The sequence below is a fragment of the Phenylobacterium sp. genome (assembly GCF_030693405.1).
In the GTDB taxonomy this organism is placed as follows: Bacteria; Pseudomonadota; Alphaproteobacteria; order Caulobacterales; family Caulobacteraceae; genus Phenylobacterium.
The window spans coordinates 1-15,100 of sequence record NZ_JAUYAW010000004.1 but is presented as its reverse complement, the minus strand read 5'-3'; the positions used below and the strand labels follow the sequence as shown (position 1 = coordinate 15,100).

17 protein-coding genes are annotated in these 15,100 nt (G+C 68.7%); 10 read left to right on the top strand and 7 right to left on the bottom strand.

Annotation, left to right across the window (positions count from 1 at the left end; translation table 11 throughout):
* The 4 genes from gpmA to Q8N19_RS00135 all read left to right on the top strand — a co-directional run bounded on the left by gpmA (position 1) and on the right by Q8N19_RS00135 (position 3,836).
* On the top strand, positions 1–714 hold the full coding sequence (gene gpmA / locus Q8N19_RS00150) for a 2,3-diphosphoglycerate-dependent phosphoglycerate mutase (RefSeq protein WP_305587639.1): 714 nt from the start codon (positions 1–3) through the stop codon (positions 712–714).
* Positions 711–1,166, top strand: coding sequence for a bifunctional diaminohydroxyphosphoribosylaminopyrimidine deaminase/5-amino-6-(5-phosphoribosylamino)uracil reductase RibD (locus tag Q8N19_RS00145; protein WP_305587638.1), 456 nt, complete (start codon positions 711–713; stop codon positions 1,164–1,166). The genes gpmA and Q8N19_RS00145 overlap by 4 nt, the downstream gene beginning before the upstream one ends.
* 68 nt (positions 1,167–1,234) lie before the next feature.
* On the top strand, positions 1,235–2,494 hold the full coding sequence (locus Q8N19_RS00140) for a pentapeptide repeat-containing protein (protein WP_305587637.1): 1,260 nt from the start codon (positions 1,235–1,237) through the stop codon (positions 2,492–2,494).
* A 79-nt stretch (positions 2,495–2,573) separates the two neighbouring features.
* The gene (locus tag Q8N19_RS00135; protein WP_305587636.1) at positions 2,574–3,836 is read left to right on the top strand and encodes a pentapeptide repeat-containing protein; all 1,263 of its coding nucleotides are present in this window, start codon (positions 2,574–2,576) and stop codon (positions 3,834–3,836) included.
* A gap of 68 nt (positions 3,837–3,904) precedes the next feature.
* Here Q8N19_RS00135 and Q8N19_RS00130 read toward each other — a convergent pair whose 3' ends face one another.
* A complete protein-coding gene (locus tag Q8N19_RS00130) occupies positions 3,905–4,363 on the bottom strand; it encodes an Hsp20 family protein (protein WP_305587635.1) in 459 nt (152 codons plus the stop codon).
* A gap of 275 nt (positions 4,364–4,638) precedes the next feature.
* On the opposite strand from Q8N19_RS00130, the gene Q8N19_RS00125 reads away from it, so the two are divergent.
* Together Q8N19_RS00125 and Q8N19_RS00120 are read left to right on the top strand one after the other, a co-directional pair.
* Positions 4,639–5,484, top strand: coding sequence for a class I SAM-dependent methyltransferase (locus Q8N19_RS00125; protein ID WP_305587634.1), 846 nt, complete (start codon positions 4,639–4,641; stop codon positions 5,482–5,484).
* Between the two features lie 9 nt (positions 5,485–5,493).
* Positions 5,494–6,366 carry a class I SAM-dependent methyltransferase gene (locus Q8N19_RS00120; protein WP_371133760.1) on the top strand — a complete coding sequence of 291 codons (873 nt, stop codon included), beginning with the start codon at positions 5,494–5,496 and terminating at the stop codon, positions 6,364–6,366.
* 6 nt (positions 6,367–6,372) lie between these two features.
* Here Q8N19_RS00120 and Q8N19_RS00115 read toward each other — a convergent pair whose 3' ends face one another.
* Positions 6,373–6,984: an MSMEG_1061 family FMN-dependent PPOX-type flavoprotein gene (locus Q8N19_RS00115; protein ID WP_305587633.1), complete on the bottom strand. Its 612-nt coding sequence runs from the start codon at positions 6,982–6,984 to the stop codon at positions 6,373–6,375.
* 132 nt (positions 6,985–7,116) lie between these two features.
* Between Q8N19_RS00115 and Q8N19_RS00110 the strand changes: the two genes are divergently transcribed.
* Together Q8N19_RS00110 and Q8N19_RS00105 are read left to right on the top strand one after the other, a co-directional pair.
* Positions 7,117–7,425: an SCP2 sterol-binding domain-containing protein gene (locus Q8N19_RS00110; RefSeq protein ID WP_305587632.1), complete on the top strand. Its 309-nt coding sequence runs from the start codon at positions 7,117–7,119 to the stop codon at positions 7,423–7,425.
* Positions 7,426–7,436: 11 nt separating this feature from the next.
* Positions 7,437–8,408 (top strand): alpha/beta fold hydrolase, encoded by a 972-nt coding sequence (locus Q8N19_RS00105; RefSeq protein WP_305587631.1) that lies wholly within the window; start codon positions 7,437–7,439, stop codon positions 8,406–8,408.
* On the opposite strand, the gene hisN is transcribed toward Q8N19_RS00105, so the two are convergent.
* Together hisN and Q8N19_RS00095 are read right to left on the bottom strand one after the other, a co-directional pair.
* Positions 8,383–9,207 carry a histidinol-phosphatase gene (hisN, locus tag Q8N19_RS00100; RefSeq protein WP_305587630.1) on the bottom strand — a complete coding sequence of 275 codons (825 nt, stop codon included), beginning with the start codon at positions 9,205–9,207 and terminating at the stop codon, positions 8,383–8,385. The genes Q8N19_RS00105 and hisN overlap by 26 nt on opposite strands.
* 73 nt (positions 9,208–9,280) lie before the next feature.
* Positions 9,281–9,661, bottom strand: coding sequence for a helix-turn-helix domain-containing protein (locus Q8N19_RS00095; RefSeq protein WP_305587629.1), 381 nt, complete (start codon positions 9,659–9,661; stop codon positions 9,281–9,283).
* 133 nt (positions 9,662–9,794) lie between these two features.
* On the opposite strand from Q8N19_RS00095, the gene Q8N19_RS00090 reads away from it, so the two are divergent.
* Complete coding sequence (locus tag Q8N19_RS00090) at positions 9,795–10,724, top strand: lysophospholipid acyltransferase family protein (RefSeq protein ID WP_305587628.1); 930 nt, start codon at positions 9,795–9,797, stop codon at positions 10,722–10,724.
* Between the two features lie 8 nt (positions 10,725–10,732).
* Here Q8N19_RS00090 and Q8N19_RS00085 read toward each other — a convergent pair whose 3' ends face one another.
* From Q8N19_RS00085 to xseA, 3 genes are all read right to left on the bottom strand, one after another.
* Entirely contained in the window at positions 10,733–11,467 is a 735-nt protein-coding gene (locus Q8N19_RS00085) for a M23 family metallopeptidase (protein ID WP_305587627.1), read from the bottom strand.
* A gap of 113 nt (positions 11,468–11,580) precedes the next feature.
* Positions 11,581–11,805, bottom strand: a complete 225-nt coding sequence (locus Q8N19_RS00080) for a DUF2093 domain-containing protein (protein WP_305587626.1) — start codon at positions 11,803–11,805, stop codon at positions 11,581–11,583.
* Between the two features lie 56 nt (positions 11,806–11,861).
* A complete protein-coding gene (gene xseA, locus Q8N19_RS00075) occupies positions 11,862–13,439 on the bottom strand; it encodes an exodeoxyribonuclease VII large subunit (RefSeq protein WP_305587625.1) in 1,578 nt (525 codons plus the stop codon).
* 169 nt (positions 13,440–13,608) lie between these two features.
* On the opposite strand from xseA, the gene Q8N19_RS00070 reads away from it, so the two are divergent.
* Positions 13,609–15,042, top strand: a complete 1,434-nt coding sequence (locus tag Q8N19_RS00070; RefSeq protein WP_305587624.1) for an IS1182 family transposase — start codon at positions 13,609–13,611, stop codon at positions 15,040–15,042.
* The last annotated feature ends 58 nt before the right edge of the window (positions 15,043–15,100 follow it).

Here is a 15,100-nt window from a genome sequence, read left to right as displayed (position 1 = left end):
ATGCCGACCCTTGTCCTGCTTCGCCACGGCCAGAGCCGCTGGAACCTGGAAAACCGCTTCACGGGCTGGGTGGATGTCGACCTGACCGCAGAGGGCGAGGCCCAGGCGACCAAGGGCGGGGAGCTGATCAAGGCCGCCGGCGTGCAGTTCGACCGGGTCTATACCTCGGTGCTCACCCGGGCGATCCGCACCAGCTGGCTGGCGCTCGCCGCCGCGGGCCAGGCCTTTGTCCCGGAGGTCAAGGACTGGCGGCTCAACGAGCGCCACTATGGCGGCCTGACCGGTCTCAACAAGGCCGAGACCGCCGCCAAGCATGGGGATGACCAGGTGAAGGTCTGGCGCCGGTCCTATGACGTGCCGCCGCCGCCGCTCAGCCATGACAGTGAATTCGATTTCGCCGGCGACCGCCGCTATGCCGGCGCGGTCCTGCCCGACACCGAAAGCCTCAAGACCACCCTCGATCGGGTGCAGCCCTATTGGGAGGGCGAGATCGCGCCTCGGCTGAAGGCCGGCGAGACCCTGCTGGTGGCCGCCCACGGCAATTCCCTGCGGGCCATCGTCAAGCTGCTGTTCCAGCTCGACGACGAGTCGATCATCGATGTGGAGATCCCCACCGGCAATCCGCTGCTGATCCAGCTCTCCGACAGCCTGACTCCGGTGGCGGCCCGCTATCTCGACGAGGGCCGCGCCCAGGCCCTGCCGCAGGTTCCGTGACCGAAGCCGACCAGACCCACATGCGCCGGGCCATCGCCCTGGCGCGCCCCAACCTTGGCCGGACGGCGGAGAACCCCTCGGTGGGTTGCGTCATCGTCCGGGACGGCGCGGTGGTGGGGGAGGGGGCGACCGGGATCGGCGGCCGTCCCCATGCAGAGGAGATCGCGCTTCTCGCCGCCGGGCCTGCCGCCCAGGGGGCCGTGGCCTATGTGACGCTCGAGCCCTGCGGCGCCCGGTCCTCCGGCGCGCCCGCCTGTGCGACCCGGCTGGCGCAGGCCGGTGTGGCCGAGGTGGTCGTCGCCTGCCAGGACGCCTCCCCCTATGCCGACGGCCAGGGTCTGGCCCGTCTCGCCGCGGCGGGCCTGACGGTCCGCCTTGGCCTCCTCGCCGAGGAGGCTCAGGCCCTCTATCACGCCTACACGCCGCCGCCCGCCCGCCCCTCCGGGGATTAAGCGTCGGAAGGGCCTCGTTAATCTTGCCTCGTTAGCGTGAGGGCTCCCCTTCCTAGTGGCGCCTGATGTTGTCCCCCCGACCCGCCTCGATCCCCGAACTCCGGCGCCTGACCCAGGCCGAGGTCGATGCGGTGTGCGCTCGGCATGACCGCTTGTGGACCTCCCGTCCCGGCGGCGCCCGGGCGGTCTTCGCCTGGAAGGATCTCACGGGCCTCGACCTGCGGGGGCGCAACCTGTCCGACGCCGACTTCACCGGCGCCTGCCTGAACGAATGCCAGATGCAGGGCGTCAAGCTGGACAACGCCAATCTGTTCGGCTGCGACATGCAGAACGCCAACCTCACCGAGGCCTCCCTGCGCCGGGCCGACCTCCGCGGCGCCTGCCTGCGGGGCGCCAACCTCACCGCCGCCGATCTGTTCGAAGCCGACCTGCGCGAAGGCTCCATCGCCGCGGCCGACCGGGACAAGGGCCTGCGGATCCTTGAACACCTGGCTCGTCCCGGCGAAGTGCAGGGCGCGGTCCTGGCCGGCGCCAATCTGGAGCGCTCGCGCCTCTCGGGCGTCATGGCCGCCCGCGCCGACTTCTCCGACGCCATCCTCAAGGACGCCAAGCTTGTCCGGGCCAACCTGAAACAGGCCAACCTGTCCGGCGCCAACATGCAGGGCGCCGACCTTTCGGGCGCCGACCTCGCCGGCGCGGACCTGCGCGACGCCATCCTGGTGGGCGCCAAGACCTATTCCTGGAACGTCAGCAAGGCTGAGATGGAAGGCGTGCTCACCGATGCGCCCTCCGGTCTCGCGGTGTCTGACCTGCCCTACAAGACCATGATCCGCGAGCACGCCCGCTGGTGCGAGACCGGCGGCGGCGAGGGCAGTCCCTCGGTGTTCGACGGCGCCGACCTGCGGGCGCTGGAGACGATCCGTGGCTTCAACCTGACCGCCCTGTCGGCCAAGGGCGCGGTCTTCTACGGCCTCGACATGGAGGGGGTGCAGCTCCAGGGGGCGCAGCTCGACGGGGCGGACCTGCGGGCCTGCAATCTGCGCCGGGCCGATCTGCGCGGCGCGCGGCTGATTAACGCTAAGCTGTCGGGCGCCGATCTGCGGGACGCCCAGATGGGACCCCTGCTGATCGGGTCCAATCGTCTGCTGCCCTGCAACCTGACCGGCGCCAAGCTAAAGAATACAGACTGCGCCCGGGCCGATCTGCGTCAGGCCATCCTGCAGGACGCCGACCTGTCCCGGGCCAATTTTACAGGCGCTCAGCTCAAGCAGGTGGATATCAGCGGGGCCCGCCGCACCGGCGCCCGAGGCCTGTCGGACATCATTTAGATATCGTCGGTCTCTTAACCCTTGAGTCTCTGTTCTGCGTCTAAGAGTCGCGGGTCGCAGAACAGCCAGGAGCGTCCCCGTGTCAGCCGCCATCGCTCTTTCAGGCCGCCGGAAACTCTCCCGCGGCGAGATCGAGATGATCCTCACAGCCCACGAGCGCTTCGTCAGCGGTCGCCCGGGGGGCAAGCTGGCGGCGATGCGGTTCATCGACTTCACTGGCGTGAATCTGGCCGGCCGCAATCTTCAGGACGCAGACCTCTCGTCCTCCATCTTCGACAGCGCCAATCTGGTGGGCGCCGACCTGTCGCGGGCCAATCTGTTCGGCTGCGACCTGCGCAAGGCCGACCTGCGGCGCGCCAACCTCACCCGGGCCGATCTCCGCGGCGCCTGCCTTCGCGGGGCCGATCTCAGCGAGGCTGACCTCACCCAGGCCGACTTCCGGGTCGGTCAGGTGGCCATGCCCCATCCGTCCAAGGGGCTCACCTCCCTCATTCACCACCAGCGCAGCGGCGAACTCGATCACGCCAAGCTCAGCGGCGCCAATCTGGACGGCTCCCAGATGGAGGACGTCTCGGCCTTCGCCACCGACTTCACCGACTGCTCCATGCGCGGCGCCAAGCTGAACCGGGCCAATCTGAAGGACGCCAATCTTGAAGGCGCCATCATGGACTGGGCCGATGTCTCCGGCGCCAATCTGGAGGGCGCGCGTCTGGTGGATGCGGTTCTGACCGGCGTCGAAATCCGCACCGCCCGCATCTCAGGCGCCAATATGGACGGCTGTCTTTCGGCCCCCGACCAGGCGGCCATCGACATGGCTGAAGAGCTCCACGGCCGGGCCATGGCCAACCAGACCTGGTGCAAGACCGGCGGCAAGGAGGGCAAGCCCGCCAACCTCGATGGCCTCGACCTTCGTCCCCTCGACCAACGGCTTCGCGGCCTTCGCCTGTCGGTGATGAGCGCCCGCGGGGCGATCCTGGTGGGCATGGACCTGTCAGGGGTGCACCTCCAGGGCGCCAATCTGGAAAACGCCGACATGCGCGGCATCTGCCTGCGCGGCGCGGACCTGCGCGGCGCCAAGCTCGCCGGCGCCAAGCTGACCAAGGCTGACCTGCGCGAAGCCATCCTTGGCCCGCTGCCGCTCAGCGCCGATCGGGTCAATCGCGGCGACCTGCACCATGCCAAGCTGCGCTATGTGAAGGCCCAGGGCGCCGACCTGACGGGCGCCATCCTCGACGAAGCCGACGTGCGCGGCTGCAATTTCGCCGGGGCCATGATGCGCGGGGCGAGCCTGCGCGGCGCCGACATGACGCTCGCCCTCGGCCTTGAACCTCCCGGAAGCTGAAGACACCCACGAAAAGGGGGCGGCGCGTCACCGCACCGCCCCCGACAGCTTGGATAAGGCCCTAAGCCTTAGGCGGCTTGTTGGCCTTCGATCAGGTTGGCGCCAGAGGCCCCGGTGGTGATCTGGATCTGGCGCGGCTTCAGCGCCTCCGGCAGTTCACGGCGCAGCGAGATCGACAGCAGGCCGTCAGCCAGGGCCGCCTCGCTCACCACCACATAATCGGCCAGCTGGAACCGGCGCTCGAAATCGCGCTCGGCCAGGCCGCGGTGCAGGAAGCTGCGGGCCTCTTCATTGGCGGCCTTGCGACCCTGCACGGTGAGGAGGTTCTCCTTGACCTCGATGGCCAGCTCGTCGGCGCGGAAGCCGGCGACGGCGATCTCGATCCGGTAGGCGTTCTCGCCCGTGCGTTCGATATTGTAGGGGGGATAGCCAGAAGCGGCGTCGGCCGCAGCGGTCTCAAGCAGGCCAGCCAGACGGTCGAAACCGACGACGGAGCGGTACAGGGGAGAAAAGTCGAGGGTACGCATGTGCGTCACATCCTTCTTGTCTAAGCAAGGTTGCGGTTGTCGACCTGAGGCGAGCCATTGTGGCCTCGTCAGCGGTCGGAAGGCCCGGACATCCAGCGCCTTCGATCAGGATTTAGGGTTGAGACCACGGGTTTCAAGACCTTGTTCGCCGCCAACCCTCGGCGCCTGCGCGCAAGACTTGACGGGGTGGGGCGTGATTCAACGATCAGACGGTTCCGTCTGATCGCATCAGGCTCTAGGGTCACCGCCTCAACGACTTGCCGGAGCTCCAGACCATGTTTCACGACAAGTTTCCTGCCCTTATCGCCGGCGCCCTGGGCGCGCTGATTCTTGGTACGGCGGCCCAGGCCGAAGACGCCGCCCTGCGCGACGCCGTCGCCGGCCCCCAACGGAGCGAAGCCCATCAGGCCCGCGACGCTGCGCGCAACCCCTATGACAGCCTCACCTTCTGGGGCCTCAAGCCTGGCCAGACGGTGATCGAGATTTCGCCGGGCAGCGGCTACTGGACCGAAATCCTGGCGCCCTACGCCAAGGCCACTGACGGGGCCTATGTGGCCGGCGTCACCGATCTGAACGATCCGGCCGTTACCGAGGCCGGCCGCAGGGGCCGCGAAGCCTTCGCCGCCAAATATGCCGACACCGCCGTGTTCGGGGATATCACCTATGTGGGCTTCGGCGCCGTCTCAGGCCCCCTGGGCGAGCCGGGCTCCGCCGACATGGTCCTGACAGCCCGGAATCTCCACAACTGGTACTGGCGCGACGGGATGCTCGACAAGGCGCTGGGCGACTTCTTCACGGTCCTGAAGCCGGGCGGCGTCCTGGCGGTGGAAGAGCATCGCTCCGACCCCAGGCCCCAAGTCGAAGGCGCCCGGGACGGCTACATGGCCACTGACGTCGTGGTCGCCGCGGCCGAGAAGGCCGGCTTCAAGCTGGCCGAGGCCAGCGAGATCAACGCCAATCCCAAAGACACCAAGGATCACCCCTTCGGCGTCTGGACCCTGCCGCCGGTCCGTCAGAGCGCGGCCCGTGGCGAAACCGCCAGCCCCGACTTCGACCGGGCCAAGTATGATGCGATCGGCGAAAGCGATCGCATGACCCTGCGCTTCGTCAAGCCGTCCTGATCCGTGGGACTGTCGAGACTGACCCGGCGGGGCCTGCTGCTCTCCGGCCTTGCGGCCGGCGGGGCGGCGGCCCTGACCGGCTGCAATCGCGCGGATGAGGCCGCTCCGGCGGCCCCGGCCTCGGCCATGACCCTGGAAGAGGCGGTGGCCGGCGACTGGCGGGAGGCGCAGGACAAGGCCCGTGACGTCTGGCGCCATCCGGTGGAGACCCTGGGCTTCTTCGGTCTCAAGCCCGGGATGACCGTGGTGGAGATCTGGCCGGGCGCCGGCTGGTACACCGACATCCTCGCGCCCTTCCTGGCCGCCTCGGGCGGCAAGCTTTACGCGGCCAACCTGCAGCCGAACGACCCCATCGCCATCGAGGTGGTGGAGGCCTATCGCCAGAAGCTGCGGGCCAAGCCCCGGCTCTATGGCGATGTGGAGATCACCGCTTTTGGCGCCACCAGCGGGCCCATGGCGCCGGCGGGCTCGGCCGACCTGGTGCTGACCGCCCGCAATGTCCACAACTGGATGGCGGCGGGCATTGTCGACAAGGCCTTCGCCGACGCCTTCGCCGCCCTGAAGCCCGGGGGCGTGTTCGGTGTGGTGGAGCATCGGGCCAATCCCGGCGGGGTGCAGGACCCGACCGCCGCCAACGGCTATGTGGAACAGGCCTATGTGATCCGTTTGGCCCAGGAGGCCGGGTTCATCCTCGACCAGGCCAGCGAGATCAACGCCAACCCGCGCGACACCAAGGACCACCCGTTCGGGGTCTGGACCCTGCCGCCGGTGCGCCGCACGTCCGCCAGGGGCCAGCCGGCCGATCCAACCTTCGACAGCAGTCCCTATGAGGCCATCGGCGAGAGCGACCGAATGACCCTGCGGTTCATCAAGCCTACCTGAGGCGGCTCACAGCTGCTGGCGGTAGCTGTCGATGATCTGCTCATTGGTCACAGGCAGTCTGCCGAGGTTCAGCTGGTCGGAGATCATCTCCGCCCCGCTGGGCAGGACGCTGCGGTCCAGGCGCACCTCGGGGTCCCAGAGCCGGCCGCGCATGATGGCCTTCGGGCAGTGGACGAAGGTCTGCTCCACGGCGATCATCATCACCAGGCGGGGCAGGCGCCCGAACTCTTCGAACTGGGCCAGCAGGGCCTCGTCGTCGGTGGCGCTGGCCTGACCATTGACGCGATAGACGTCGTCAAAGCCGGGGATCATGAACATCAGCCCGACCTTGCCGGTCCCGGCCAGCAGGTTGCGCAGGGTGTCGAGGCGATTGTTCCCCGGACGGTCGGGCAGGAAGAGGGTCCTGCCGTCCTCGCTCACATGGACGAAGCCGGGTTCACCGCCCCGGGGCGACACATCCACCGCGCCATCGGGGCCGGCCGAACTCACCACGCAGAACGGTGAGTGGGCGATGAAGGCGCGGCCATGACGCTCCACATGGTCCAGCACCTTGTCTAGCACCAGCTTGCCGGGCGCGCGATAGAGCTGGTCGAGATCCTCCAGGGCGAGCTGACGCATGGGGGTGTCCTCCTGGTCTTGCGAATTATTCGCAAATCATGACCCAAGTTGGACCCCGTGTCACGGGCCAAGCTTCGGCTTTGTTTACTTCGCCGGGGCGGCGGGCCAAGCTCCGCGGCCTTGGGAGTACCGATGGCCACGATTGAACAGCTCACCACCCGCATCGCCGACACGCTCCGGACCGGGGAACCCCTGCCGCATGTGGTCAAGATCGACCTAAAGGGGGCAGGCTTCATCCATATCGATGGGGCCTTGGTCACCAACCGCGACGCGCCTGCCGACCTGGTGGTGACGATCAGCCTGGACGATGTCGTGGCCCTTGGCCGCCGCCGGCTCGATCCGATGACCGCCCTGATGAGCCGTCGCATGCGCATGTCGAACATGGGTCTGGCCATGTCCATGCAGTCGCAGATCCAGACCCTCTTTTCCCAGGCCGCCTGAAGGACCCCGCCATGACTCAAACGGCGCCGCTCATCGACATCCCGGCCGCCCCGGTCCCCGCCGGCGGGGCGGGGGAATGGTATGTGGGCGAAGGAGGCGCGCGGCTGCGGGCCGCCCTGTTCCCCGCCAGAGGGGCGGTGCGCGGCTCGGTGGTGCTGAGCGGGGGGCGCACCGAACCGATCGAGAAGTACTACGAAGTCATCGAGGACCTGACCCTGCGCGGCTACGTCGTGCTGGCCCATGACTGGCGGGGCCAGGGCCTGTCGCACCGGGACCTGGAAGACGACCGGCTGAAGGGCCATGCGGTCGGTTTTGAGCTCTTTTTGGCGGATTTTGACGCCCTTTTGGCGCATTTCGAAACCCGTCTGCCAGCGCCCTGGATCGCCATTGGCCACTCCATGGGCGGCTGCCTGACCCTGCTGGCGCTGGCCAAGGGGCAGGCCCGGCGGTTCGTCGGCGCGGTGCTGTCGGCGCCCATGCTCGGCGTGCGGGTCGGCCGCTATCCCAAGGCGGTGAAGTTGCTGGCGGCCTGGAACCGGCTGACGGGGCGGAGCGGGGCCTATGTCATGGGCGATCCCGGCAAGCCCTTTGACGACACTTTCGAGGACAATGTCCTGACCCATGACCGGGTGCGGTTTTCCCGGGCCCGGGCCCAGGTCGCCGCCCATCGGGATCTGGCGCTGGGGGCGCCCACCTGGGGCTGGCTGGATTTCGCCCTGCGCGCCGGGGACTTTTTCGCCAGGCCCTCAAACCTGGCCTCAGTGACGATCCCGGTGATCATCTGTCAGGCCGAGCAGGAGAAGCTGGTGGACAACGCCGCCCAGGATCAGGTGGCCCGCAGCCTGCCCGACGGCCGGCTGGTGGTGGTCAAGGGCGCCCTGCACGAGATCCTGATGGAGACCGACGACAAGCGCGCGGTCTTCTTCGCCGAGCTCGACGCCCTGGCGGGCAGAGTGGCTAGCGGGTCGTCGCCGAGCGCCTGAGGGCCACCAGGGCCTCGTCCAGGCAGGCCTGATCGCCGACGATGACCACCTGGCCGCCGGCCTGACCCACTGGCGCGCCGCGCCAGTCGGTGACCAGGCCGCCGGCGCCTTCGATCACCGGAATGGCCGCTTCGATGTCCCAGGACTTGAGGCCGGCCTCGACGACGATGTCCATCGTTCCGGCCGCCACCATGGCGTAGGCGTAGGCGTCGAGGCCGAGCCTCGTCAGGCGCGTGGCCGCCCGGACCTGGGTCCAGGCGCCCAGCTCGGCGCCGTTGAAGCAGGCCTCAGGGTCGGTGGAGGAGATGGTGGCGTCGGTGAGCTTGGGACAGGCCCGCACCTTCAGGGGCCGCGAGGCGCCGCGGGACACCAGCCGCGAGCCGCCGGCATGACCCAGATAGACCTCATCCAGATAGGGCTGGCCGATCGATCCCAGAACGGGACGGCCCTGATGCCGCAGGCCGATCAGAACGCACCAGAGCGGCAGGCCAGATACAAAGGCGCGGGTGCCGTCGATGGGGTCGAGAACCCAGACGAACTCGGCGTCGGGCCGGTCCTCGCCATATTCCTCGCCGATCACCCCGTGGTCGGGGAAGCGCTGAGCGATCAGTCGCCGGATCGCCGCCTCTGCGCCGCGGTCGGCGGCGGTGACCGGGTCAAAGGCGTTCAGGCCGGGGGCGCCGCCCTTGTTCTCCAGGCCATGGTCGGCGCGGAACAGGGGCAGGGCCACATCGGCGGCGGCCTGGTTGAACTCGAGGATCACGTCCTCGAGGGCGGTCAGACGGTCAGGGGTCAGCATGGCCCCCGTTTAGCCCGCCCGGCCGCCCGGTCAAATCCCGCCTGAGCCCGAATGATCGGACGGGACCGCCGGTTCAGCCGTGCTCGCTGTCGCCGTTGAGGGATTTGGCCAGGTCCAGGAGCCGTCGGCGGGGCCGTTCACCCAGCTGATAATAGGCCCGGATCAGGTCCATGGTCTCCTTGCTCGCCAGCACCTCGCCGCCGCTGTCGCAGGCCGCGTCGCGCGCCTGGGCCGCGGCCGAGAGGCCGTCGTAGAAGTAGGCCACGGGGACTTCGAGGGCTTCGGACAGCTGCCACAGGCGGGCGGCCGAAATCCGGTTGGCGCCGCACTCGTACTTCTGGATCTGCTGGAAGCGGACCCCGCAGGCGCCAGCCAGCTGCTGTTGTGTCAGGCCGAGCAGACGGCGCCGACGACGGAGACGCTTACCCAGGTGGACGTCAATCTCATTGCCCATGTCTCTTGCCCCCTTGTGGTTAAGAAGCTGAGCCGTCCCGAAGGGGGACGGTGTGGGCCAAACTTGGCAAGTCGCGCGCCAAGCGACTGCGGTTCGCGTTGCACATAGCCGCAGGGCGAGACTAGTAGAGGGCATGGCCCGCGCCCGATCCTCCCTGGTCCAGACCTTCGCCCGGCGGCTTGCCTGGCGCCTGGAGGTGGCCGCCTATGACGCCATCACCGCTCTGGCGCGGCTGTTTCCCATCGACGCGGTCTCGGATTTCGGGGCCGCGGCCCTGGGCCGCCTGGGGCCGATGACCAGCGCCCACCGGGTGGCGGTGCGCAATCTTCAGATCGCCTTTCCGGATCTGCCGCCTTCGGAGATCGACGCCCTGGCGGCCGAGCAGTGGCGCCAGGTCGGACGGACCTTTGCGGAATTTCCCATCATCGACCGCATCGTGGCGGCCGGCGACCGGATCGAGATCGTCAACGCCGAGCGCCTGGCCGAGATCGCCCGCACCGCCGAGCCGGTGGTCTTCGTCTCCGGCCACCTGTCCAACTGGGAGATCATGCCTGCGGTCATCGCCCATTCGGGCGTGGTCTGCCACATGACCTACCGGGCGGCGAACAACCCCTATTTCGACAAGCGCATCCGCGACAACCGCTTCCGCTACGGGGTGCGGCTGTTTGCGCCCAAGGGCGGCGACGGAGCCCGGGAGCTGCTCGACGCCCTGGGGCGCGGGGAGTCGGTGGCCCTGATGAACGATCAGAAGTTCAATGGCGGGGTGGCCGCGCCCTTCTTTGGCCGGCTGGCCCATACGGCGCCGGGGCCCTCGCGCCTGGCCCTGCGGTTCGACACCGTCTTGCAGCCCATGTCGGTCCAGCGCCTGGGCAAGGCCCGCTTCCGGGTTATCGTCCATCCGCCGATCAAGCCGCTGGTCACCGGCGACCGGGCCGCCGACATCGCCCGCTCGGTGGAGCGGATCAACACCTTCATGGAAGAGCGGATCGCCGAGCGGCCGGCCGAATGGTTCTGGGTCCACAAGCGCTGGCCGGCCGAAACCTACGCCCGCAAGCGACGCTAAAGCGCCCTTCAGGCGGCGCTGAAGCCCACCAGGCTCATGGGATTGAGGTTGCGGTCGCGCCACTTCATCCGCCAGCACAGGTGCGGCCCGGTGGCCCGGCCCTCGGCGCCCACCGCGCCGATCACCTGACCCTGGACCACCGACTGGCCCGCGGTCACGTCCAGGCGCGACATGTGCAGATAGGCGGTGACCAGCCCCTGGCCATGGTCGAGCATGACCAGCCCGCCCTCATAGTGCAGGCCGGTCTCGGCGAAGGACACCAGGGCGCCGGCCGGGGCCAGGATCGGCGTTCCCCGCGGCGCAGCCATGTCGACGCCATAGTGCGGCCTTGCCGGCACGCCGTTCAGGATCCGCTGGCCGCCGAACCGCCCCGACAGGCGGTAGCTCGCGAGCGGCGGGATGAAGCCGCCGCGGAAGTCGGTGCGCGCCGCCTGGCTGGCGAAGCCCGCCTGCTTGCGCTCGGCCTCGGCGCGGATGCGGGCCAACAGGTCGGGATCGGTGGGCGAGACCTGGTTGGCTGGCAGGCCGTTGATCCGCTGAATGTCGAAGTCGCCGGGTTGCAGGGTCACGGGACGGGCGGTCTCGCCGCCTTCGGCGACCACGCGAAGGACCTGTGTGGACGGGGCGTCGCGATCAAAGCCGATGATGAACCAGCCGTCCGGGCCGGCGGCGCCCACGGCTGCGTCGTCGAGATAGAGGGCCGCGCCCGGGGCGGTCTCACCCACCGCCACGCCGCCCTGCATGAACCGTCCGGCCAGTCGCAGCGATGGCCCGGGACCCTGGGACCTGGCCAGGCTCGGCGCGGCCAGGGCGGCCAGCCCGCTCAGGAGTGCGGCGCGACGATGCGGGGCGTAGCTCAGCTGCTGGTTTCCTTCCAGCGGGCATAGGCCTCGGCCGGACCGGCATAGGCCTCCTGGAGGGCCGGGCTCCAGTAGCGCAGGGCCTGGAGGGGGATCTTCACGCCGGAGACGGCGCACACCACATGGCGGCCGGGCTTGAGGACGACGAACTCGCCGTCGCCATAGTGCAGCACGGCAAGCTCGGCGGGCTTGCCGGAGAGGTCTCGGTCATGGGCGTTCATCGCGCCAATGTAGCGCGGGGGCGCGGCCTCGAACAGACCCCGGGGCGCGCCACGCCCTAGAAGAGATCGCCCTGCGCGGTTGAGGCCGGTGGCGAAGGCTTGCGGGGTTTGGGCCGGGCCTCAGGGATCGGGCGGGCCGCAGCCGCGTCCCCGTCGATCACCGCGTGGCGGCTCGTATCGGCGAAGACCAGGGAGACAGCCTCTCCGGGCAAGAGAGCCGCGCCCTCCCGCGCCAGACTGCCATCGGCACGGTGGACCCGCGCAAAGCCCCGGGAGAGGGGGCGGTCGGGGTTCAGGGACTGGCGCAGCTTTTCCACCGCCGCCAGCCGTTCGGCCAGTCGCTCGGTGGTCCGCGCCAGCGCCGGGTCCAGCCGGGCGGAGAGCGCGTCCAGCTGCTGGCGCTGGGTCGCCTGGGGCCTGGCCAGCAGGGCCGGCGTCAGGCGGGCGGAGATGCGGGCGAGGTCGCGGCCATGGTCGGCGGCGTTGCGCTGCAGGCCACTCGTCAGCCGCCCGCTGAGTAGTTGAACCTTCTGGGCTTGCGCTTCCTGGGGGCGCAGCAGCAGGCCGGCCGACAGGCGCGAGGCCACCCGGACCAGATCGCGCTCATGGGCCGCGGCGTTCCGCTGCAGGGCGGCGGTCAGCCGGCCGGCGGCCAGGTTGAAGCGCTGGGCGGCCATCTCCACCAGGTCAGGAACCCGCGCCAGGCTGCGGCCGGCGCTCTGCACCCGGCCCTGGCGGTCCTCCACCACGCGACCGCCACAGCGGTGCAGGCGGGCGTGCAGGTCGCTCAGGCCCGCCCGCAACTCGGCCAGCACCGGTGTGGCCATCTCGGCGGCCGCCGTGGGCGTCGGCGCCCGACGGTCGGAGACGAAGTCGATCAGGGTGGTGTCGGTTTCGTGCCCCACCGCCGAGATGATCGGAATGTCGGCGGCCGCCACGGCGCGCACCAGGGCCTCGTCATTGAAGGCCCACAGGTCCTCCACCGACCCGCCGCCCCGGGCGACGATGATGATGTCAGGGCGGGGCAGGTCGCCATGGGCCGGCAGATCACAGAAGCCGCGAATGGCCGCGCTGACCTGTGACGCCGCCTGCTCCCCCTGGACCACCACCGGCCAGACGATGACCCGGCAGGGCCAGCGGTCGCGGATGCGGTGCAGGATGTCGCGGATCACAGCCCCGGTCGGGCTGGTCACTACGCCGATGACGGCGGGCATGCCGGGCAGGGGACGTTTGCGGGAGGGCTCGAACAGCCCCTCGGCCGCGAGCTTCGCTTTCAGCCGCTCTAGCTGGGCCAAAAGGGCGCCGACGCCGGCGGCCTCCATGGTCTCGATGACGATCTGATAGCGCGAGCCGGCCGGGAAGGTGGTGATCTTGCCGGTGACGATCACCTCCAGCCCCTGTTCGGGCCGGATGGACAGGCCGCGCACCGAGCCCTTCCAGACCACCCCGTCAATGGCGGCGCGCTCATCCTTCAGGGTCAGATAGACGTGGCCATTGCCATGATGGGTGACCTTAGACAGCTCCCCGCGCAGGCGCACGAAGCCATACCGGTCCTCCAGCGTGCGCTTGAGCGCAAAGGCGAGCTCGGAGACCGAATAGGGCTGGGCGTTGGAGTCAGGCGCGGCGTCGCTCATGGCGCGAAGCTAGCTGGTCTCGCGGTGGGGCAAAACCGGGAGAGGGGAAAAACTGCCGGGGAGCTCGAAGGTCCGCTTTGGGCGTCTAAGATAATGACCGCAAACGACCCAGGCTGTGTGAAAACGCCGCGAATTTAGCTAGAATCGGCCATCGTTCGGAGGGCTGGTCATGGGGCGTTTCGTTGAGGGTGAGGATCGGCGCCAGTCGTTCCTGTTGCCGGCTTCGCTGGACGATTACGTGGCCGAGGACAACCCGGTCCGGGTGGTCGAGGCCTTCATCGACGAGTTGGACCTGGCGGCGCTTGGTTTTGACGGCGTGCGGCCGGCGGCGACGGGGCGTCCCGCCTATCATCCCGCGACCCTGCTGAAGATCTACCTCTACGGCTACCTCAACCGCGTCCAGTCGAGCCGGCGGCTCGAGCGCGAAGCTCAGCGCAACATCGAGCTGATGTGGCTGACGGGACGGCTGGCTCCGGACTTCAAGACCATTGCCGATTTCCGCCGGGACAACGGTGTGGCGATCCGGGCGGCCTGTGGGCAGTTCATCGAGCTTTGCCGCCGCCTGGAGCTGTTCACCAAGGCCGTGGTGGCGATCGACGGCAGCAAGTTCAAAGCGGTGAACAATCGCGACAAGAACTTCACGGCGACCAAGGTCGCCAAGCGCATGGAGCAGGTCGACGCCAGCATCGCCCGCTATCTCGCCGCCCTGGACCGGGCCGATGGCGAAGACGGGGACATCGCCGAAGCCAGGACCGACCGCATCGGTGAGAAGATTGCAGGTCTCCGCCGCCAGATGCAGGACTTGAAGGCGATGCAGGAGCAGGTCCAGGCCGCTCCGGACAAGCAGATCTCCCTCACTGATCGAGACGCCCGCTCAATGGCGACCAGCGGCCGAGGAACAGGCATCGTCGGCTACAACGTGCAGACCGCGGTCGATGCCGAGCACCACCTGATCGTGGCGCATGAGGTCACCAACCTAGGCCACGACAGGACCCAGCTGGAGCCGATGGCGCTGAAGGCCCTGGCCGCAACCGGATGCGAACAGCTCACTGCCCTGGCAGATCGGGGCTACTTCAATGGCGAGCAGGTGCTGGCCTGCGAGGGAACCGGCGTGCTGCCCTGCGTCCCCAAGACCGTGTGGCCCAGCGAGCGCGGCCTCTTCACCCGAAGCGACTTCGTCTACGACTCTGGAAACGATCATTACACCTGCCCGGCGGGACAACAGCTGACCAAGGGCGCGACGCGATCAGATCGCAAGGACGACATCGACCACTACCGCCACCTGACGGCCTGTTTCACCTGTCCGCTCAAGCCGAGGTGCACGCCCGACAAGTTGAAGCGGCTCAAGCGCTGGAAGCACGAGGGCGTCATGGACCAGATGCAGGCGCGGCTCAACCGCATGCCCAACGCCATGGGCATCCGCCGGCAGACCGTTGAGCACCCCTTCGGGACCCTCAAATCCTGGATGGGAAGCACCCACTTCCTGACAAAGACCCTCGAAAAGGTCCGAACGGAGATGAGCCTCCACGTCCTGGCCTACAATCTGAAGAGGATGATCCAGATCCTCGGCGCCAAACAACTGATCCGGGCCATCCAAGCCTGATCGCTAAACCGCGTGCTAAGGGTCAGAACTTACGGCACAGCGTTTTCACACGGCCTCG